The organism is Bacillus sp. FSL K6-3459 (assembly GCF_038003305.1).
GTDB classification, from domain to species: domain Bacteria; phylum Bacillota; class Bacilli; order Bacillales; family Bacillaceae; genus Bacillus; species Bacillus pumilus_O.
The window spans coordinates 1,963,413-1,982,743 of the sequence record NZ_JBBOOW010000001.1; the positions used below are offsets into that span (position 1 = coordinate 1,963,413).

Genomic DNA, 19,331 nt, shown 5'->3' on the forward strand with positions numbered 1-19,331 from the left:
GTTCACCCTATTCCTTCGGCAGTCCTTCTTTTTTCACTTTGGAGAATAAACGATTTGCCATAAGAGAGTACCCCTTTTGGTTTGGGTGGAAATCATCATCTGCCAGTAATTTTTCATCAGAATCTTCCTCAAATAAATCTGCTACATTGATCATATCAGCATTGCCATCTTTTTTCAGTTCCTTCTTGGCGACAGCATTCCAGTCTTTGACGACTTCATCAATGTCTTTCAGCTCAGTGAGACTGAATTTAAAAGGATTATACATGCTTACATACATGATCTTTGCATGGTCATTATGTTCTCTCAGCTGAGCAAGAATGGTTTTAAAGCGCTCCTCAAAAGGCCCTTGCTCTTTTTGAAAAGGAGCAAACGTCAAATTGAGCACATTTTGACGGACGACATGCATTAAGTCATTGCCGCCGATCGTAAAGAAAATATAGTCAGCATCTTTCAGACCGTCTTGCACCTTTTTATCTTTTAATCTTTTTAATAAATCTACCGTTCTACTGCCTTTAATGGCATAGTTTTTTAATGTGACAGATTGCACGCCATCCACCGCTTCTAGCTTATCACGGGTCATGCCTACATATCCTTTTTTTTGTTGATCTCCGATTCCTTCTGTTAAGGAATCTCCAACCGCTGCGATGGTAATATGTTCTTTTACGTCTTGTGTGTCTTCTAGTTTATCCTTTATGCTAGCCTCTTGCGCGGAACATGCAGAAAGAACAAAAGCTAGAGACATCACAATCAAAATCAAACGAGCCTTCAAACGATGATGTCCCTCCTTTTTCTGATTAAAAAAGTGTATCATGTTTTTGCTCATTTGAACATCTTTATGCTAGCTTCGGATCAGCGTTTTGATGTCCTTGATGATGTCATCATATGGCGTGTTTTGTACACCATCATAATTCTTCATCACTTTTCCTTCTTGATCAACTAGAAAAAACAATGACTGATGAATCACTTGGTCTTCATCTTCAGGTTTCTTCACAATGGTTTTAAAGCTTTTCATTGCGAATTTTTCGATCGCAGACTGTGAATAGCCAGTGAGGAAATCCCAATTTTTAAAGGATAAAGGATATGCTTTTGCAAATTCTTTTAGCTTTTTCGGTGAATCTACCTCCGGGTCCACGCTAAAGGAAATGATACGTGCATCCAATTTTTCTTCTTTTAACCGTTTTTGCAGCTCTGTCATATGCGCGGTCATCGGCGGACAGATCGTTTCACAGCTTGTGAATATAAAATCTGCCACCCATACTTTCCCCTTTAAATCATCTAACGACACCTTTTGTCCATCCTGATTTTCATACTCAAACGGCTGTATTTGATAATTTAACGCATCTTTGATTTGTCCATTTGAACATGAGACTAAAAGAAGCACGCTTATGATCATAAGCGCACCAAGTGAGGCTCCCCTTTTGTTAAGCATGACACGTCCATCCCCTTTTTCAAATCAATCGGTATAAAAAGTAAAACCTATTGCGCCCTTTCCAGTGTGACACGAAATAATCGGTGTAGTGTAGGCAATGTCGACAAGAGCTTCAGGTGTATGATCAAGCAGCGCTGATTTGAGCTTTTCAGCGAGTTCTAATGCATCTGCATGCGCTATCCCAATGGCTTGAACTGTTTTTCCTTTCACCGCCTGTACATACTGTTTGGTTAAATAGCGGACAAGAGCAGAATAGCTTCTCACATTCGCTTCCGGCGTATACACCCCGTCTGTTAAGCTGGCAATTGGTTTGATGTGAAGAAGTGAGCCGATCAGCGCCTTCCCTCTTCCAATTCTTCCACCTTTTACGAGATTTTCTAATGTATCGATTGTGACAAATAGCTTTGTTTCAAGGCGGATTTTATCCATTTCTTTAATAATGTCTTCGCGGCTTGCACCATTTTGTGCAAGTTCGGCTGCTTTGGTGACTTGAAATCCTAATCCATAGGAAATAAAGTTTGAATCAATCACGGTAATGTTTCCGTCTACCATTTTCGAAGCGCTTTCAGCAGTTTGAACTGTACCACTCATTCCGCCCGTTAAATGGATACTAATGACTTCGCTTCCATCTGCCGTTAGCTTTTCATATAACTCGACGAATTGACCGATCGCAGGTTGAGACGTTTTCGGCAATTCTTCAGCGGCCTCCATTTTTTCAATAAATTCATCTGGCTGTATATTCACTCGGTCAATATAATCAACCCCAGAAATGGAGATATTGAGCGGAATCACGTGAATCGAAAGATCATTGATTTTTTCTTGCGGAAGGTCCACAGTAGAATCTGTTACAATTTTAATTTGTTTCACTATCGTCTCATCCTTGCTGTCTTAGTCTTTACATATGATATTACCTTATTTCGCGCATAGTTGAAAACAACTGTCAGAACGTTTTTGAAATTGTCACATTTTCTTGGTTACATGAAAAAAATCCTTGCCAAGCTGAGCAGCAGCCATTTCAAAACAGCCGCTCACTCCCTTTGACAAAGATTCCTTTTTACGCATTGTGTTTCAGTGTAGGCTCCTGATAGATCTGCTCATATGTGCTCCACTTGACGTTACGTTTCACATCCTCTCTGAAAGAGTACACAGTTCTCTTTCCTTTAGATACATAGACTTTTTTCAAGAAAGCTTCAAGTCTAAAGGTGAGCATGAAACCATGCGGCTCATCTCCCTTTAGTACAGGAACTTCTGTTACCTTGATCTGAGCTCCATCCATCCGTCTAAAACATATTGTTTTGAGCAGCACAAACGATCAATCCTCTTTTCCCATGTTCTGTTAAGCCTAAATAAATAGGTGGAATAAATCTTGATCTTTATTCACTTCAACATAATGGAATCCTTTTTTATTCATCCGTTCAATGAGCGCCGTATAGTCATCTCTTTCTTTCAATTCGATGCCAACAAGCGCAGGTCCTTTGCTTCGGTTATTCTTTTTCGTATATTCAAAGCGGGAGATATCATCATTTGGCCCCAATACTTCATCTAAAAATTCCCGAAGCGCACCTGCTCTTTGCGGAAAATTGACAATGAAGTAATGTTGAAGCCCTTCATAGATCATCGACCGTTCTTTAATTTCTTGCATTCTGCCAATGTCATTATTTCCTCCACTGACAATACAGACAACATTTTTCCCTTTAATCTCCTCGCGGTGGGCATCAAGCGCTGCGATCGGAAGTGCGCCTGCCGGCTCTGCTACAATCGCACATTGATTATAAAGCTCTAAAATGGTTGTACATACTTTCCCTTCAGGTACAAGACTAATTTTATCAACAACAGACTGTAGAGATGTAAACGTCTTTTCGCCAATCCGCTGAACCGCTGCTCCGTCTACAAACTTATCAATGGAATCAAGTGTCACAACCTTACCCTTTTCATGGGAAGCATGGAGTGAAGCTGCGCCAAGCGGTTCGACTGCGATGATTTCAGTTTCTGGGGCGATATTTTTGATATATGTACCCACTCCAGATAACAGGCCTCCACCTCCAACACTTGCAAATAAAAAGTGAGGCTCCACTTCGATATCATTTAATATTTCTACAGCAGTCGTTCCTTGTCCTGCCATCACCTCTAGATCATCAAACGGGTGGATAAATTCACGCTTTTCTTCATCTCCGCATTTCACTGCTTCATGATATGAATCATCGAACGTATCTCCGGTTAAGATAATTTCAACATATTCTTTTCCGAAAAGCTCCACTTGAGATACTTTTTGCCTTGGTGTCGTAGCAGGCATAAAGATTTTCCCGTGGATACCTAGATATTTACAAGAATAAGCAACGCCTTGTGCGTGGTTTCCTGCACTTGCACAGACAATGCCGTTTTTTAGTTTATCTTTTGGAAGCTGGCTCATTTTATTAAAAGCGCCTCTTAATTTAAAGGAACGAACTACTTGAAGGTCCTCTCTTTTTAAGTAGACATTACATTCATATCGTTCAGAAAGTCGCTCATTTTTTTGAAGAGGTGTATGAATGACTACATCCTTCAAATTTTGATGGGCCTTTAAAATGTCTTTCACTTGAATTAGCGTGTTTTCTTTGAGCAACGGTTTCATGTACAAGATCCTTTCTCTTTAACCTTATTTAATTTGTCATTATAACATGAATATTCAAAAAATAAACCAATAGATCATGGATCAAGCAGAAATTTCATAAACTTTTTCGTTTCTCTGTACATTTGGTTTTATTGGGTGTTACAATTGAACCAATTAGAACCATAAAGAAAGGAATCACCCGATGACCACTCATTCGTTTACGTCTATATATGGAAAGCATCAAGAAATAAAGCGTGCCATTCACCTAGCAAAGCAATTCACAAAACACGAACAGCCAGTCTTGATCACAGGAGAAATTGGCACAGGCAAAACGCGATTTGCCTATGAAATTGCTCATGCATCGGCTTCAAACGCTTCACTGACACATCTATATTGTCCCGTCCTAGATGAAGCTACGTTGCAGAAAGCCTTCACGGAAAAAACCCGTCAAATTGTTTATTTAGACGAAATTGCCTCATTAAGTATTCCAATGCAGCATCAGGTCATTCGTTTTCTAGAAATTTCTCCTGCAACAAAAATCATTGCCACTTCGTCTTTATCATTAGAGGCATTGAGGGTTTCATCTACCTTTTTACCTGAACTGTTTTATCGCTTAAATATTTTCCATTTGCCTTTGCCGTCATTAGCAGATCGAAAAACAGATATTCCTGTGTTAACAACTGCTTTCTTTCAGGAGCTGGGCATGGCGCCTGATATTGATCCAAGTGTCTGGGAAACCTTGCAGGAGTATCCGTTTGAAGGAAATGTACAGGAACTCAAGAATATCGTTCATTATGCTGCAGTCGTTCTCGAGGGGCAAACGGTATTTTTACACCACCTGCCGCCTTTTGTGTTAACCCCTCTTTCGCCGGAGGTAAAAGGAAAAAAGGAAGAACATCAACTTACATTAATGGAAAAGCAAGAGTTTGTTTTTCTGCTAGAAGCTATTAAATCTCTCAATGAGAAAGGTGAAGCCGCCAGCAGACGCATCTTGTCTGAATTAAGCAAGCAAGGCGACATCCCGTTGACCCCTCAGCAGGTGAGGAGCCGATTAGATGACCTTGAGAAAAAAGCATACGTGACGAAAGGAAAAGGCAGGGCGGGCACAAAGATTACACTTGAAGGCCTTTCATTCCTGAAGTCACTTGATGGTTATATACCGGTTCAATAAAAGGAGGACATCCATTGTTTACTGTAAAAGAAGAAATTGCAAACGCCATTACACATGGCATTGGCGTTATTTTATCCATTCCAGCCATTGTGTTTCTCGTGTTATTCGCTGTTCAATACGGCACTGTCACAGAGATTGTGAGCTTTTCAATATTTGGCGCATCCATGCTGCTGCTCTATTTAAGCTCAACCTTGCTTCACAGCATTCGGCACAAAAAAACAAAAGATGTATTTGAAATTCTCGACCACTCGGCTATTTATGTATTGATCGCTGGTACCTATACGCCCTTTTTACTCGGACCATTAAAAGGCGCACTCGGCTATACGCTTCTTGCGATTGTATGGGCTCTTGCTGCTGGTGGAATTGTCTTTAAAATCTTTTTCGTCAAACGGTTTATCATTGTGTCTACCCTCGTTTATTTATTAATGGGCTGGATGATTATCATTGCCATCAAACCACTTTACATTGGGTTAACAGGTCCAGGGTTTGGCCTCTTACTGTTAGGCGGTCTATTGTATTCGGTCGGAACCATCTTTTATATTTGGCGGAAGATCCCCTATCATCATGCGATTTGGCACAGCTTTGTTCTAGGCGGCAGTGCATCAATGTTCTTCTGCATTCTGTTCTACTGTGTGAACATTCCTGCTGCATGAAAAAAACCAGCATCCACTTCGGATGCTGGTTTTTCTATGCCCGCTTTTGGGCGTAATCGCTCATCATAACAGGTGCTTTAATATGAATATCAACATTCACAGGGTGCAGCCTTTTTACGACTTTACCAGTTAATAGACGATCCGTTCCACTTGTTTCAATCGGTACAACCGGACAATCACAATCTTCAGCAAGTGCCTCCGCCATGTGGCGCTGTGCTTCTGAAAGCAATACACTCTGACCAGATAGAATTCTTTCCTTTGCTTCTTCTAATAAGGCATCATCAGATTGATTCTGATGAATTACCGCCATCTTTTTCAGCCATTGTTTTAAAATGGGATATCGAAAAAGATTCGGCTTTGCCATAAAAGCAAATGGTTTTTCAAGATGGCCAATTAATAATGTCATCGTAACTGGATTCAGTGCTTGCGTGATATAAATAACGGGCCCATCCGGCAGCTTCTTTTGCTGGTGAATGGTCATGACTGATCCTGACTGATCAATACAGCCCCGGGCAAACCTTTTAGCATGCTCATGTATGAGATGCATTCGTTTCGTATAGGAAATGCGCGGATCAGTTAATTCATGGGCATGCAAATGCCTCATACTTTTAAAAAAGGATACAACAACATAAATCGTTAAAAACCAATAACGAAACAACCGTACTCCTCCTACTCATTTATCCTTTTTTGTCATAAACGACAAATTCATAATTGTAGGGGTTCTTTTCGTCACGATGGCCTTTTTCGCGTGATACAACCGTCCATTTGTTTTCATCGTAATGAGGAAAGTAGCGGTCTCCTTCAAACGCATGGTGGATATGCGTGATATATAGACGATCCGCATATGGCATCATTTCTTCATACAGCTTAGACCCGCCAATGATAAATAATTCTGTCTCACCTTTTCCAATTGCCAAAATATCGGCAATGGAATGGACAACCTCGCATCCTTCTGCTTCAAAAGAAGAACTTGTTGTGAGCACGATATTACGGCGGTTAGGCAGCGCTCGTCCAATGGATTCATACGTTTTTCTGCCCATGACAATCGTATGGCCACCTGTGACCTTCTTAAAATATGCTAAATCAGCTGGTAAATGCCAAGGCATTTGATTATCTTGACCAATGACTCTGTCTTTTCCTGTCGCCACAATCATCGAAATCATACACTGACTTCTCCTTTAATATGCGGATGCGGATCATAGTTTTCAAGTACAAAATCATCGAACGTGAAATCAAAAATACTCTTCACATCTCTTGTGATGCGAAGCTGCGGAAGCGCACGTTCCTCACGCTCTAGTTGCATGTTCACCTGAGGAAGATGATTCTGATAAATATGAGCATCTCCTAGCGTATGAACAAACTCTCCTGGCTCAAGATTTGTGACTTTGGCAATCATCATCGTAAGAAGAGCATATGAAGCAATATTAAATGGCACGCCTAAAAAGATATCTGCCGATCTTTGATAAAGCTGGCAAGAAAGCTTTCCGTTTGATACGTAAAATTGAAACAGACAATGACATGGTGGCAGCGCCATTTGATCAATTTCACCCGGGTTCCAAGCGCTGACGATTAGTCTTCTTGAATTGGGATTATGCTCGATATCGTGGATCAGCTTTGTGATCTGATCAACAGTCTCACCGTCTCCACTAGCCCAAGATCGCCACTGCGCTCCGTACACACGGCCCAGTTCACCATTTTCATCTGCCCATTCGTTCCATATACGGACACCATTTTCCTGAAGGTATTTGACATTTGTATCACCTTTTAAAAACCAAAGTAACTCATGAATAATTGATTTCAGGTGCAATTTCTTTGTTGTTAAAAGTGGAAATCCTTCCTGCAAATCAAATCTCATCTGGTAACCGAACGTGCTGATTGTGCCTGTTCCCGTTCTGTCACCTTTTTCATCCCCGTGCTGTAATACATGACGGCATAACTCTTTGTATTGTTTCATTTTTTTCATCCTTTATTTATGTTCTTGTTGTAGTTTACCTTATTTCTGCTTTTGTTTAAACCAAAAAAACACGCCTGCATGAGGAGCAGACATGTTTTTCTTTTTATACTTGATTCACCCGATCCTGCTCTTCGTCCTTAATATCTTGGTGTGAGTGAGCAATACGACTAGCTGCTGCTGCGGCAAGCGCAGCGACAAGGTCATCAAGGAAGGTATGCACTTCACCTGGGCGACCTTCATCTAATTCTCTGATAATACCGAATTTCTCTTTATCTAAATAACCGAAGTTGGTCAAACCGATTGATCCATATACATTGACAATGGAAAGCGGAATAATCTCATCAATTCCATATAGCGGCTCATCTGTTTCGACTAAGTGCTGCAAAGGTTCTGGCAATAGCTTTTTTTCAGCCAGCTGATCAAGGGCAAGTCCTGTTAAAACCGCATGGACAATTTCCCTTTTCTTCAACACTTTCTCAACATTTTCAATACAGACACTAAGTGGAAGGTTTGGATGATATTTTTCTTGAAGCTTTAGCACAATGTGTGCAATATCTTCAATTTTCACTCCACGTTCGTTTAACATTTGTTTTGTAATCTGCACCATTTCGTTCATTGTATACTTTTTCAATTGGCATGACATCTCCTTCTAGTGGCTCATCCAGCTCGGCGGGGTGTTTTTGTCCCAGTAAATATTACCGAGTTCATGATGCGTCTGGAATCCATCTTCTGCTGTATGGTAGTGAAAGTTAAACCAATATCCGCTGTGTGGCGGCTGATCTCTTCTCACATGAAAACGGAGCAAATCTTCTCCAGTCTTCCGGTTGTAGATGTGAAAGATTTTTTCACCATTTCCGCTTGAAGGCTGATCAGTTAACACAACATCTTGAAATTTTTCGTCATCTTTGAAATTTGTTAAAACATCGGTTAACACTTGTTCAATTTTCGGTTGAATCTCTTCTCTGTACTCGTCTTCAATGACAGGTGTGATTTTACGGCCGAATTTGAGAAAGGATTGATTTTCTGCACTTGATAGAACCTCTTCCTTATATTGCTCAAAGGGGTCTACCTGATCTTCGCTTGCCTCTTGCGATCGTCCCCAGCTGCGCAATTCATCTGATGAATCATAAACCGCTGTATAAGGCGTTTTATCAGGTGAAGAAAGTTCAGATGGCTTGTCTGTCATCAAAGCTGACGGAGGAGAAACCAAACCAAAAGTTGCAATTGTAAAGAGCGCAACAAGCGTTTTTCTCATCCACATCTTCATGATATCTAATTCCTTCCATAAGTTATCATACTGCTATTCTAGCATATAATGAATTTTCAGTCATTCAATTTGGTCACTGATTTGAGACTTTCTTTTTCATAATAAAACGTTTACAATTACAGTACAGGCAACTAAAATTTGGGAGGAATGGGTATGCTTGAAGGCTTTTTCGTCACAGCTTCCTTGCTGACACTGTTTTATTTTGTCTATATGGAGATTACGGATTAAAAGCCCTTAGTAAGGGCTTTTCAGATTGTTGACAAAGGGCTAAAATGATCTTGATTTTAGCCCTTTGTCTTCTTTTCAGCGTGATAGAAAACCTTTGAAGTCTAGGAAGGACGAGTACTGGCGCGGAGCGAATTTGACATTCGTGAGCACCAGCACGCAGGACTGACAACGAATGCGAGGGTTTGTCTACACGCTGTAAAGCCCTTAGTAAGGGCTTTTTTCTTTCTCGATATACCCATAATGAAATTGGGCTGTTTTTCGTTTGATGACCTGAAATTGGTAAGAGTCCGCTTTAAATCGTGTACTTTTCCAATGATCTTTTAACACCACTCTTTTTCTTGCCACCCTTAATGCTTCTTGCACGGCTGCTTCGTGATCAAAGTCGTGCTCTGCCGCATGACGCAGCGGCGCTATACTTGTAGATTCTTGAATCGATTCCTCAAACATTGGGTCAAAATAGACGACATCAAATGAACCGTCAGGATACTTCTTTAGCTGCTCGATACTGTCACCACTGATAACAGATATCCGTTTCATCGCTTCATCTGCTTCCTCTATCCCCGTCTCCCATGTATTCAGTCCTTCTCGCACAAGTAATGCCGTAATCGAATTCTTTTCAATACCGACGATCTTTCCTTTCCTGCCTACCGCAAAGCTTGCAGTAATCGCATCAGATCCTAAGCCAAGTGTGCAATCTAAAAAGGAATCGCCTGGCTTTAGCTGTGCTGCTTCAATTAAAGGATCCTTTTCTTCGCGCAAGAGCCGCTTCACCCTGAACATCGCTGAGCTTGGATGAAAGAAGAACTTTTCACCATTTGGCTGATACCATTCAAATCTTTCTTTCCCGACAACAAGGACATCTCCTCGTTTCAGCGCAAGCTGCTTGACAGATTGTTTGCGTCTTTCTACATACTCACCATGTAAATCTTCTGCAAGTGCCTTCGCTGTTTCAATCGTTTGTTCATTCGCTCTAAAGCTTGTAGTAATGAGCATATCGTTCCTCCATCATGATCAAGAAAAAATGCCCTGATCTGATCGCAGGGCATTTCAACACGTGTATTAGCAATGTTTTTCGAATGCAGTTAAGACATTTTTCATGATATCTTCCATTTCATGACCTTCAATTTCGTCACGCGGGATAAAATGAACGAGCTCATTTCCTTTTAAAAGGGCCATAGAAGGAGATGATGGCTCTTCACCAGTGAAATATTCTCTCATTTTTGCCGTAGCTTCTCGGTCCTGCCCAGCGAATACTGTGACAATTTTGTTTGGCGCTTTTTCTGCCTTCATCACAGCTTGAGTCGCTGCAGGGCGTGCTAATCCTGCCGCACAGCCGCATACAGAATTTACAACAACAAATGTTGTTCCTTCAGCTTCTTGCATCGTTTGTTCTACTTCTTCTTCCGTCGTCAGTTCTTGGAATCCTGCACTTGTCAACTCTTGGCGCATTGGCACAACGAGCTGGCGCATATATTCTTCATATGCCATTGACATAAAAAAGCCCCCTCTAAAATCCTTTTGTTGTGAATAAAGGATACTATAGAGAGAGCCAATTTTCAAATGTTCTATTTCAGATTAAATTTTCATGATTCCGCCTGTATTGGCTGATGTCACAAGTTTTGAATATCTAGCAAGATAGCCAGTTTTCACTTTTGGTTCAAAGCCTTTCCAGTTGGCTTTTCTTTTTTCCCATTCTTCCTCTGGAACATCGACACTTAAAATGCGCTGCTCAATATCGACGACGACATGGTCACCATTTTCAACAAAGGCAAGCGGGCCGCCTTCAGCTGCTTCAGGAGAGACGTGTCCGATAGACAAGCCGCGAGAAGCGCCGGAAAAACGTCCGTCTGTAATTAAAGCAACCTTTGGTCCAAGTCCCATCCCGACAATTTGTGAAGTAGGAGCAAGCATTTCTGGCATACCAGGTCCGCCTTTAGGTCCTTCATAGCGAATGATGACAACATGTCCTGCTTCTACTTTTCTATTAATAATGCCTTCAAGAGCTTCTTCTTGGGATTCAAATACAATCGCAGGCCCTTCGTGACGTGTGATCCCATCTTGTACACCGCCCGTTTTAATGATAGCTCCATCTGGCGCAAGGTTTCCAAATAGAACGGCTAAGCCGCCCTTTTCAGTAAATGGCTTATCGATTGGATAAATGACATTATAGTCTTTGACTTCATGACCGGCAATGTTCTCACCAAGCGTTTTCGCTGTGACGGTCATTGTATCTAAATGAAGTGCGCCTTCTTTTTTGGACAATTCATTTAGCGCAGCTGTGACGCCGCCTGCTTCATGTAAATCCTCAATATAAACATCTGAAGCCGGCGCTAGTTTTGATAAATGAGGCACACGCTCTGCTACTTCATTGATACGTTCAAGTGAATATTCAACACCTGCTTCATTTGCGATCGCCAGTGTGTGAAGAACAGTATTCGTTGAACCACCAAGCGCCATATCTAGTGCAAATGCGTTATCAATGGCTTTTTCAGTCACAATATCACGCGGTTTAATATCCTTTTTAATGAGCTCCATCAGTTGTTTTGCTGACTTTTTCGCAAATTCTCTTCGCTCTGGTGATGTCGCCAAAATCGTTCCATTTCCAGGAAGAGCAATGCCAAGCGCCTCTGCTAAACAGTTCATTGAGTTTGCTGTAAACATCCCTGAACAAGATCCGCAGGTCGGACAGCCAAACTGTTCTAATTCATTTAATTCCTCTTCGTTAATTTTACCTGACTGATATGCACCGACGCCTTCAAATACAGAAGAAAGAGAAATTTTTCTACCATCACTTGTTCTACCCGCTTCCATCGGGCCACCGCTGACAAAGACCGTCGGAATATTGACACGCATCGCTGCCATCATCATCCCCGGTGTGATTTTATCGCAGTTAGGAATACAAACCATTCCATCAAACCAGTGAGCAGATACAACGGTTTCGACAGAGTCAGCAATGATTTCACGGCTTGGTAGTGAATATCTCATCCCGATATGCCCCATTGCAATTCCATCATCGACCCCAATCGTATTAAATTCAAATGGGACCCCGCCAGCCTCACGAATAGCTTCTTTCACAATCTTTCCGAATTCCTGAAGATGGACATGTCCTGGGACAATATCAATATAGGAATTACATACAGCAATAAATGGTTTGCCGAAGTCCTCATCCTTTACCCCCGCTGCTCTTAGTAAGCTTCGGTGAGGTGCTCTGTCAATTCCTTGTTTAATCATATTACTACGAAGTTCTGCCATCTGTTTAAAAAGCCTCCTATACTACAAGTCTTGTTGACTGTATGATTTTGAGTTGATTTTATTTTACAAATTTTCTGTTTATTTAGCCACCGATGAATGAACGATGACAAACATGTTTGCTGAAGCTAGCGCTCAGCAAGGTTCGTGTCATAAAATCTGACCTCCAATATTCTATATTGGTACTACTATATAGAGTTTTTTCGCATATTTCAACAATATTCAAAATAATTTTTCTAAAAAAATTTTTCTGTCTATGACTTTAAGAAAAACAAGCTGCCAATGATAGGCAGCTTGCTCATAAGTCTCATCATTCTGATGCATTTTTTCTACTTTCTGTCATTTGCTTCCATACTGACCCTTTCGCTTCTTCTCCATGCTCAATACGCTCAATCGCCATTTTCACTTGAAGGCTGACTTCAAATTCAGGGTCTTGCTCAGCCTCTTTTAATGCGTCAAGTGCTGTTTCGTCACCTTCTTCATAAAGAAACATCGCTGCACGCCAGCGAACAAGTTTACTTGGGTCCTTTAATGATTCAATCATTGCTTCTATAGCGCTCGGGTCACCAAGGTCTGAAATGCAGTCTCCAGCGGTTCTGCGGACTGTCACTGTTTTATCTTTAAGCCCTTTATATAAAATAGGCAAAATAGCAGGATCTTCAATCATTCCAGCATTCACAACAGCTTGTCTGCGAATGGATGTTTTAGGGTCCTCCATTGCTTTCATTAAAACAGGGATATCCTTTTGCTCTGGTAGCATTTGCTCTAAATGGGCAAAACGCTTTTTCCAGTCTTCCTCGCGCAGCATATCTTCTGTTACATCATATGCCTTTCGGTTCACCTGTCGATCTACAGCTTCTTGTCCTTCTTTGACCGCTTCTGTTAAGCGGGCTAAACGCTCGTCGTCATAGGCTGCTTGCAGCTCTTCTGTGACTTCTTGGCCAATATCTGCAAAGTCACCAAAACGAACGCCATGCTCTTTCCACACACGTTCAAATACGACATTGTCTGAACTGCTTCTGAGCTTTAAAATAGCTGCTTGGAAGCGTTCAGGCATGCCGAATCGCTCTTCTCTTTCTCCGTCCGTTAATTTAACTTGCATCGGAATTCCATTAAACATTTGGACAAACACTTTGACTTCGCCAAATGTGTCACCACCAGACTGCGATCCTTCCTGAAGGCCTTCTGTTTCTTGACCAAAGGCTTCTCTGACCTGCTGCAAAATGCCCTGCCAGTCAAACTTTGCATTACGCTCAACCGCTAAGAAATCTGCGACATGATAAACACCTTTTACACCTTCAATGTTTAAAATACGTTTAATCATCTCTGGCGCTTCGTCTTTTTGATCCTTTTTGTAGTTGTTGCTTTTACCGCCGGAAAGCGCTTCTGTCAAGATGACCTTCATCGTATTTGGACTTGGCGTCGGTTCTATCGCTGTTATTTTCATCTATACATCCTCCTTACACACATAAAGACCCTACTCATCTGTAAGGCCGCATTCTTCTTTCCATGTCTTAATAAACAGGCTCATCAAATTATGCCGCTCCTCAGCAAGCTGCTTTCCAGAACGAGTATTCATTAAGTCTTTTAATTTGAGCAGTTTTTCTTCCATATGCTTTAGTACGGAGCCCTGCTGCGTGTCCTTTGAATAGTGGGGTTCCCCTTTTGCACCTGCATAAGTAAACACCCTCGCAATACCGGTTGCTCCTATCGCATCGAGCCGATCTGCGTCTTGAACAATGGCCCCTTCTAACGATATTGGCCTATTGTGTTTATGTCGATGACGAAAAGACATCGTTGTAATGATGTCCATGATATAACGAATATCCCGCGTATGAACTTCCCAAGAAAGGAGCTGAAGTTCAAGCCGCTTTGGTGATATCCTCCATTCACTCGACAGCTTTTCATCAATGACATCATGAACAATCGCTGACATCTCAATCACAAACTGGGAGCCGCCTTCCTGATTAGAAATTTGGCGGGCAAGCTGCCGCACGCGATCAATATGAGCCGCATCGTGTCCAGTCGGTTCATCTTTCAGCCAATCTGAAACAAAGGAGGCAGCTGCCTCCAATTGTTTTTTCTGCATGACGGTCAGCACCTTATTTGTCCAAAAGAGCAATGATGGAGCTTTCTAATTCTTTTGGTGATGTTTTCGGAGAGAAACGCTCAGTGACTTCTCCGTTTTGATCCACGATAAATTTTGTAAAATTCCATTTCACTGTTTTCGTCCCAAGTACACCTTTTGCATGACTTGTTAAATGTTTGAACAGCGGGTGCGCATTGTCACCATTGACATCTACTTTCGCAAACATAGGGAAGGTCACCCCATAATTCAAAGAACAGAATTCTTGAATGGCTTCTTCTCCTTCTGGCTCTTGGTTCATAAATTGGTTACATGGAAATCCTAAAATTTCAAGGCCTTTTTCATGATATTGATCATATAGTTCTTGCAGTTGTTTAAATTGAGGAGTTAGTCCACATTTGCTTGCTGTGTTAACAATAATGAGGACTTTTCCTTTGTAATCTGCCATTGATTTTTCTTGACCGTTAATGGTTTTGACCTGAATATCATAAATTGACATCTCATAGCCTCCTAGGATTCACTTTTTCCTATCGTAACATGCTTCTTTTATAAAATCGCTTTTTATGCTTCCGGTTAAAAGAGTCCTGTCACACTGCCGTCTTCTAATAAATCCATCTCGAGCGCCGCAGGTTTTTTAGGTAATCCAGGCATTGTCAGAATGCTTCCAGTTAAAGCAACAATAAATCCTGCTCCTACAGATGGTTTTAACTCACGAATCGTGATGGTGAAGCCTTTAGGTCTCCCAATTAAAGCCGGATCCTCAGAAAGTGAATATTGCGTTTTTGCCATACAAACCGGTAAATGCCCCCAGCCGTTTTCCTCGATGGCTGCCAGCTGCTTTCTTGCTTTTGAAGTGAGTGTGACCCCGTCTGCACCGTAAACCGCTTTGGCAACTTTAGATAATTTTTCTTCGATGGATTCATCCTCTTCATACAAATAGGAAAAGCTGTTCTTCTTCTTTTCAATAAGTGTCGTGAGTTCTTCGGCAAGTGCTGTCCCGCCTTCGCCTCCTTCTTCCCATACATTCACAGCTTTGACTGGATGGTCATGTGCAAGGCACCAATCTTCTATCGCTTGAATCTCTTCTTTTGTATCCGTGATAAACCTGTTAACTGCGACGATATATGGAAGTCCGAAGGCTTGCACAGTTTCAATATGCTTTTCTAAATTATGTATACCTTTTAATACAGCTTGTGTATTCTCTTCTTTGAGTTCTGTTTTCTTCATTCCGCCATGCATCTTTAGTGCTCTGACAGTCGCTACAATAACCACTGCACCAGGCTTGAAATCACCAGCTCTTGTTTTAATGTTCAGGAACTTTTCTGCTCCAAGATCTGCTCCAAATCCAGCTTCTGTTACGACATAATCGGCTAATTTCGCCGCCATTTTAGTTGCAATTAAACTATTACATCCATGCGCAATATTGGCAAAAGGACCACCATGAACGAGGGCCGGAGTTCCTTCAATCGTTTGTACAAGATTCGGTTTGAGTGCGTCTTTTAAAAGTAACGTCAGAACACCTTCATATCCAAGTGCACCAACTGTGACTGGCTCCCCGTCTTGATTATAGGCAACAACAATAGAAGAAAGACGTTTTTTTAAGTCAGTTAAGTCTTCTGCTAAACAAAGGATGGCCATCATTTCGGAGGCAACCGTGATGTCAAACCCGTCTTCTCTAGGATATCCATTTACCTGTCCACCAAGTCCGACAACGACCTGTCTTAATGCACGATCGTTTAAATCAAGCACTCGCTTCCACACAATGCGGCGCGCGTCGATGCGAAGTTCATTTCCGTGATGGATATGGTTATCAATGAACGCAGATAAGGCATTATGTGCAGAAGTAATGGCATGAAAATCTCCTGTAAAATGAAGATTGATTTCTTCCATTGGTAGCACCTGTGAATATCCTCCACCTGCTGCACCGCCTTTTATGCCCATTGTAGGACCCAATGAAGGCTCTCGCATTGCAATGATTGCTTTTTTCCCTATTTTTTCGAAGGCCTGACCGAGTCCGACTGTGACGGTGGACTTCCCTTCACCTGCTGGCGTTGGATTGATGGATGTGACAAGAATCACATGTCCTTCTTTTTGTTCTTTTAAACGGTCAAAAATAGTTAAAGATATTTTCGCTTTTGTGAAACCATAGCATTCTAATTCTTCGTCATGTATTTGCAGCTTTGCTGCGATGTCTTGAATAGGTCTCAGCTTTGCCTTTTGGGCGATGTCAATATCTGATAAATGCTTTGTGATCATAAATAAACGGCCTCCTTTTTTTCGAGAAACAGCTTTGTTTTTGCTCTGTTTTTCATTGTAACATAATTGAAACATTGAAATATCGCCAGAAAGTTCCTATAATGAAATGAAATTAGCTTTGGTTCAGGGGGTGGCGAGTTGCCTATTAACATACCAGTTCATCTGCCGGCAAAACAAATACTAGAGAGTGAAAACATTTTCGTCATGGATGAGACAAGGGCATTCAAGCAAGATATCCGTCCTTTGAATATCGTGATCTTAAATTTAATGCCAAAAAAAATACAAACTGAAACGCAGCTACTCAGAATGCTCGGGAATTCTCCTTTGCAAGTGTACTTTACGTTTTTGATTCCAAGTACACACACACCAAAAAATACATCGAGAGAGCATCTAGATGAATTTTATACGACCTTTGAATCGATTCGCCATAAGAAATTTGATGGAATGATTATCACAGGCGCACCAATTGAGCATTTAGCTTTTGAAGAAGTTTCTTATTGGAAAGAGCTGCAGGAGATTTTGGACTGGAGTAAAACGAATGTGACATCTACTCTGCACATTTGCTGGGGCGCACAAGCAGGCCTATATCACCATTATGGTATTGAGAAAATCAAGCTTGCTGAGAAAAAATTTGGTGTATTTGAGCATCTTGTGAAAGAGAAAAAAGAAAGATTAGTCAGAGGTTTCGATGAAGTATACTATGTCCCACATTCGAGGCATACAGATATTAATACAGAACAATTAAAAAACACACCGAACTTGAAAGTATTGAGTATCTCTGAAGAAGCGGGTGTTTGTTTAATTGTTTCAGATGATGATAAACAAGTATTTTTAACTGGACATCCTGAATATGATACAGACACATTGAAGCAGGAATATGAAAGAGATTTGTTGAAGGATGATACAGTCCAAAAACCTGTCCACTATTTTATAGAAGATGGTGACACATTAGTCCCAGTGAATCGATGGAAAGCCCATGCCACATTACTGTTTATGAATTGGCTCAATTATTATGTTTATCAAGAAACACCATACGTTTGGGAATAAAATAGACTGTAGTCTGATGATAAATGGCCAAAATGTGTTAAAATACAAATGGCTCTGTCTTCCATTATCAATTTAGTCTTGTTGTTTTTTAAAATTAGTTTAATTCTTTCGTAACGAATGATATGCTCTGACTGTTTATATGTTATCTTTATGTATATGTAGACCTATGAGATTAATAGTTTTCGTACGAAATTTTGTTGTTGTTGATTACATTTGAGGTGAATATTCTTGAATACCAATAAAAAAATATTAATCTTGACCGCAAATTATGGAAATGGACATATGCAGGTGGCTAAAACACTGTATGATGAGTGCAAATCCCAAGGGTTTGAGCATGTTGTAGTTTCTAATTTGTATCAAGAATCAAATCCCATTGTGTCGGAAGTGACTCAATATTTATACTTGAAGAGCTTTTCCATTGGGAAACAATTTTATCGCTTGTTTTATTACGGTGTAGATAAAATTTACAATAAACGCAAATTTAACATTTATTTAAAAATGGGAAATAAGCGTCTTGATGAACTTATTCAATTACACAATCCGGATATCATTATTATTACATTCCCGATGATTGTTGTTCCTGAATACCGGAACAAAACAGGAAAAGTCATCCCAACATTTAATGTGATGACAGATTTCTGTCTTCATAAGATTTGGGTACACGAAAACATCGACCGGTACTATGTTGCAACCGATTATGTGAAACAAAAATTAGTCGAAATCGGCACACATCCAAGCGATGTCAAAGTGACAGGCATTCCTATTAGACCACAATTTGAAGCAGACGTGCCAAAATCGAAGATTTATAAAAAATATGGATTATCATCAAACAAAAAAGTTCTTCTGATTATGGCCGGTGCTCATGGTGTACTGAAAAATGTCAAGGAATTATGTGAAGCATTGCTTCTAGACAGTGAAGTACAAATTGTTGTTGTATGCGGAAAGAACGCGGCGCTGAAACAATCACTAAGCGATCTTGAACAAGCACATCCAGATCAATTGAAGGCGCTTGGATATGTGGAACAAATTGATGAATTGTTCAGAGTAACAGATTGTATGATCACAAAACCAGGTGGCATTACTTTAACAGAAGCAACAGCAATCGGCGTCCCAGTCATTCTTTACAAGCCTGTCCCTGGACAAGAAAAGGAAAATGCTCATTTCTTTGAAGATTATGGTGCAGCCATCGTCATCAACAGACATGAAGACATTTTAGAATCTGTGACCAACTTGCTTCAAGATGAAGAGAAGTTAGAAACCATGAAACAAAACATGAAAAATCTTCACTTAAAGCATTCTTCTCAAACCATTTTGGAAGATATCGTTGAGCAATCAGATCTCATCACGAATAACAAAACGTATGCTCGCGCATTATCATAAAAAAGGTGTCCGTCATTGACG

At 40.8% G+C, this 19,331-nt stretch carries 21 protein-coding genes; 4 read left to right on the forward strand and 17 right to left on the reverse strand.

Translation table 11 applies throughout. The annotated features are described in order from the left end of the window. Positions 1–7: 7 nt before the first annotated feature. The 5 genes from MHI35_RS09760 to ilvA form a co-directional block, all read right to left on the reverse strand. A complete protein-coding gene (locus MHI35_RS09760) occupies positions 8–769 on the reverse strand; it encodes an SGNH/GDSL hydrolase family protein (protein ID WP_249407482.1) in 762 nt (253 codons plus the stop codon). Positions 770–838: 69 nt separating this feature from the next. Then, positions 839–1,429: an SCO family protein gene (locus MHI35_RS09765; RefSeq protein ID WP_088001637.1), complete on the reverse strand. Its 591-nt coding sequence runs from the start codon at positions 1,427–1,429 to the stop codon at positions 839–841. Between the two features lie 24 nt (positions 1,430–1,453). Beyond that, positions 1,454–2,296, reverse strand: coding sequence for a DegV family protein (locus MHI35_RS09770; RefSeq protein WP_012010299.1), 843 nt, complete (start codon positions 2,294–2,296; stop codon positions 1,454–1,456). Positions 2,297–2,483: 187 nt separating this feature from the next. Further along, the gene (locus MHI35_RS09775; protein WP_144522929.1) at positions 2,484–2,735 is read right to left on the reverse strand and encodes a YpmP family protein; all 252 of its coding nucleotides are present in this window, start codon (positions 2,733–2,735) and stop codon (positions 2,484–2,486) included. A 36-nt stretch (positions 2,736–2,771) separates the two neighbouring features. Further along, on the reverse strand, positions 2,772–4,040 hold the full coding sequence (ilvA, locus tag MHI35_RS09780; protein WP_211064298.1) for a threonine ammonia-lyase IlvA: 1,269 nt from the start codon (positions 4,038–4,040) through the stop codon (positions 2,772–2,774). 181 nt (positions 4,041–4,221) lie between these two features. On the opposite strand from ilvA, the gene MHI35_RS09785 reads away from it, so the two are divergent. Both MHI35_RS09785 and trhA read left to right on the forward strand, forming a co-directional pair. After that, positions 4,222–5,190 (forward strand): sigma 54-interacting transcriptional regulator, encoded by a 969-nt coding sequence (locus MHI35_RS09785; protein WP_335349483.1) that lies wholly within the window; start codon positions 4,222–4,224, stop codon positions 5,188–5,190. 14 nt (positions 5,191–5,204) lie between these two features. Next, entirely contained in the window at positions 5,205–5,843 is a 639-nt protein-coding gene (trhA, locus tag MHI35_RS09790) for a PAQR family membrane homeostasis protein TrhA (protein WP_012010303.1), read from the forward strand. Positions 5,844–5,877: 34 nt separating this feature from the next. Here trhA and MHI35_RS09795 read toward each other — a convergent pair whose 3' ends face one another. From MHI35_RS09795 to MHI35_RS09850, 12 genes are all read right to left on the reverse strand, one after another. Beyond that, complete coding sequence (locus tag MHI35_RS09795) at positions 5,878–6,501, reverse strand: lysophospholipid acyltransferase family protein (RefSeq protein WP_211064296.1); 624 nt, start codon at positions 6,499–6,501, stop codon at positions 5,878–5,880. A gap of 19 nt (positions 6,502–6,520) precedes the next feature. Beyond that, the gene (locus MHI35_RS09800) at positions 6,521–7,006 is read right to left on the reverse strand and encodes a dihydrofolate reductase (protein WP_012010305.1); all 486 of its coding nucleotides are present in this window, start codon (positions 7,004–7,006) and stop codon (positions 6,521–6,523) included. Further along, positions 7,003–7,797 carry a thymidylate synthase gene (locus MHI35_RS09805; protein ID WP_012010306.1) on the reverse strand — a complete coding sequence of 265 codons (795 nt, stop codon included), beginning with the start codon at positions 7,795–7,797 and terminating at the stop codon, positions 7,003–7,005. Before MHI35_RS09805 ends, MHI35_RS09800 begins: the two co-directional genes overlap by 4 nt. A gap of 103 nt (positions 7,798–7,900) precedes the next feature. Further along, positions 7,901–8,428 (reverse strand): phosphatidylglycerophosphatase A family protein, encoded by a 528-nt coding sequence (locus tag MHI35_RS09810; protein WP_211064295.1) that lies wholly within the window; start codon positions 8,426–8,428, stop codon positions 7,901–7,903. An 18-nt stretch (positions 8,429–8,446) separates the two neighbouring features. Further along, positions 8,447–9,064 carry a YpjP family protein gene (locus tag MHI35_RS09815; protein WP_211064294.1) on the reverse strand — a complete coding sequence of 206 codons (618 nt, stop codon included), beginning with the start codon at positions 9,062–9,064 and terminating at the stop codon, positions 8,447–8,449. 432 nt (positions 9,065–9,496) lie between these two features. Continuing rightward, complete coding sequence (locus MHI35_RS09820; protein WP_335349482.1) at positions 9,497–10,285, reverse strand: class I SAM-dependent methyltransferase; 789 nt, start codon at positions 10,283–10,285, stop codon at positions 9,497–9,499. Positions 10,286–10,351: 66 nt separating this feature from the next. Continuing rightward, entirely contained in the window at positions 10,352–10,786 is a 435-nt protein-coding gene (locus tag MHI35_RS09825) for a BrxA/BrxB family bacilliredoxin (protein ID WP_144522922.1), read from the reverse strand. Positions 10,787–10,867: 81 nt separating this feature from the next. Beyond that, positions 10,868–12,544, reverse strand: coding sequence for a dihydroxy-acid dehydratase (ilvD, locus tag MHI35_RS09830; protein WP_012010311.1), 1,677 nt, complete (start codon positions 12,542–12,544; stop codon positions 10,868–10,870). A gap of 307 nt (positions 12,545–12,851) precedes the next feature. Then, the gene (locus MHI35_RS09835; protein WP_211064290.1) at positions 12,852–13,988 is read right to left on the reverse strand and encodes a conserved virulence factor C family protein; all 1,137 of its coding nucleotides are present in this window, start codon (positions 13,986–13,988) and stop codon (positions 12,852–12,854) included. Positions 13,989–14,018: 30 nt separating this feature from the next. Then, positions 14,019–14,630: an HD domain-containing protein gene (locus tag MHI35_RS09840; protein ID WP_211064289.1), complete on the reverse strand. Its 612-nt coding sequence runs from the start codon at positions 14,628–14,630 to the stop codon at positions 14,019–14,021. Between the two features lie 13 nt (positions 14,631–14,643). After that, on the reverse strand, positions 14,644–15,126 hold the full coding sequence (locus tag MHI35_RS09845) for a glutathione peroxidase (protein ID WP_003216059.1): 483 nt from the start codon (positions 15,124–15,126) through the stop codon (positions 14,644–14,646). A gap of 74 nt (positions 15,127–15,200) precedes the next feature. After that, on the reverse strand, positions 15,201–16,883 hold the full coding sequence (locus MHI35_RS09850) for a formate--tetrahydrofolate ligase (protein ID WP_335349481.1): 1,683 nt from the start codon (positions 16,881–16,883) through the stop codon (positions 15,201–15,203). 138 nt (positions 16,884–17,021) lie between these two features. Here MHI35_RS09850 and metA point away from each other — a divergent pair, with 138 nt between their 5' ends. Together metA and MHI35_RS09860 are read left to right on the forward strand one after the other, a co-directional pair. Then, positions 17,022–17,930 carry a homoserine O-acetyltransferase MetA gene (gene metA / locus MHI35_RS09855; protein ID WP_211064287.1) on the forward strand — a complete coding sequence of 303 codons (909 nt, stop codon included), beginning with the start codon at positions 17,022–17,024 and terminating at the stop codon, positions 17,928–17,930. Between the two features lie 228 nt (positions 17,931–18,158). After that, positions 18,159–19,310, forward strand: coding sequence for a diglucosyl diacylglycerol synthase (locus tag MHI35_RS09860; RefSeq protein WP_211064286.1), 1,152 nt, complete (start codon positions 18,159–18,161; stop codon positions 19,308–19,310). Positions 19,311–19,331: the final 21 nt, after the last annotated feature.

Coding starts and splice junctions, on each gene's coding strand:
- MHI35_RS09840 (WP_211064289.1), bottom strand. CDS start 14,630: ATGCAGAAAAAACAATTGGAGGCAGCTGCCTCCTTTGTTTCAGATTGG.
- MHI35_RS09800 (WP_012010305.1), bottom strand. CDS start 7,006: ATGATTTCGATGATTGTGGCGACAGGAAAAGACAGAGTCATTGGTCAA.
- MHI35_RS09850 (WP_335349481.1), bottom strand. CDS start 16,883: ATGATCACAAAGCATTTATCAGATATTGACATCGCCCAAAAGGCAAAG.
- MHI35_RS09835 (WP_211064290.1), bottom strand. CDS start 13,988: ATGAAAATAACAGCGATAGAACCGACGCCAAGTCCAAATACGATGAAG.
- MHI35_RS09805 (WP_012010306.1), bottom strand. CDS start 7,797: ATGAAACAATACAAAGAGTTATGCCGTCATGTATTACAGCACGGGGAT.
- MHI35_RS09785 (WP_335349483.1), top strand. CDS start 4,222: ATGACCACTCATTCGTTTACGTCTATATATGGAAAGCATCAAGAAATA.
- MHI35_RS09825 (WP_144522922.1), bottom strand. CDS start 10,786: ATGTCAATGGCATATGAAGAATATATGCGCCAGCTCGTTGTGCCAATG.
- ilvD (WP_012010311.1), bottom strand. CDS start 12,544: ATGGCAGAACTTCGTAGTAATATGATTAAACAAGGAATTGACAGAGCA.
- MHI35_RS09820 (WP_335349482.1), bottom strand. CDS start 10,285: ATGCTCATTACTACAAGCTTTAGAGCGAATGAACAAACGATTGAAACA.
- MHI35_RS09815 (WP_211064294.1), bottom strand. CDS start 9,064: ATGAAGATGTGGATGAGAAAAACGCTTGTTGCGCTCTTTACAATTGCA.
- ilvA (WP_211064298.1), bottom strand. CDS start 4,040: ATGAAACCGTTGCTCAAAGAAAACACGCTAATTCAAGTGAAAGACATT.
- MHI35_RS09765 (WP_088001637.1), bottom strand. CDS start 1,429: ATGCTTAACAAAAGGGGAGCCTCACTTGGTGCGCTTATGATCATAAGC.
- MHI35_RS09845 (WP_003216059.1), bottom strand. CDS start 15,126: ATGTCAATTTATGATATTCAGGTCAAAACCATTAACGGTCAAGAAAAA.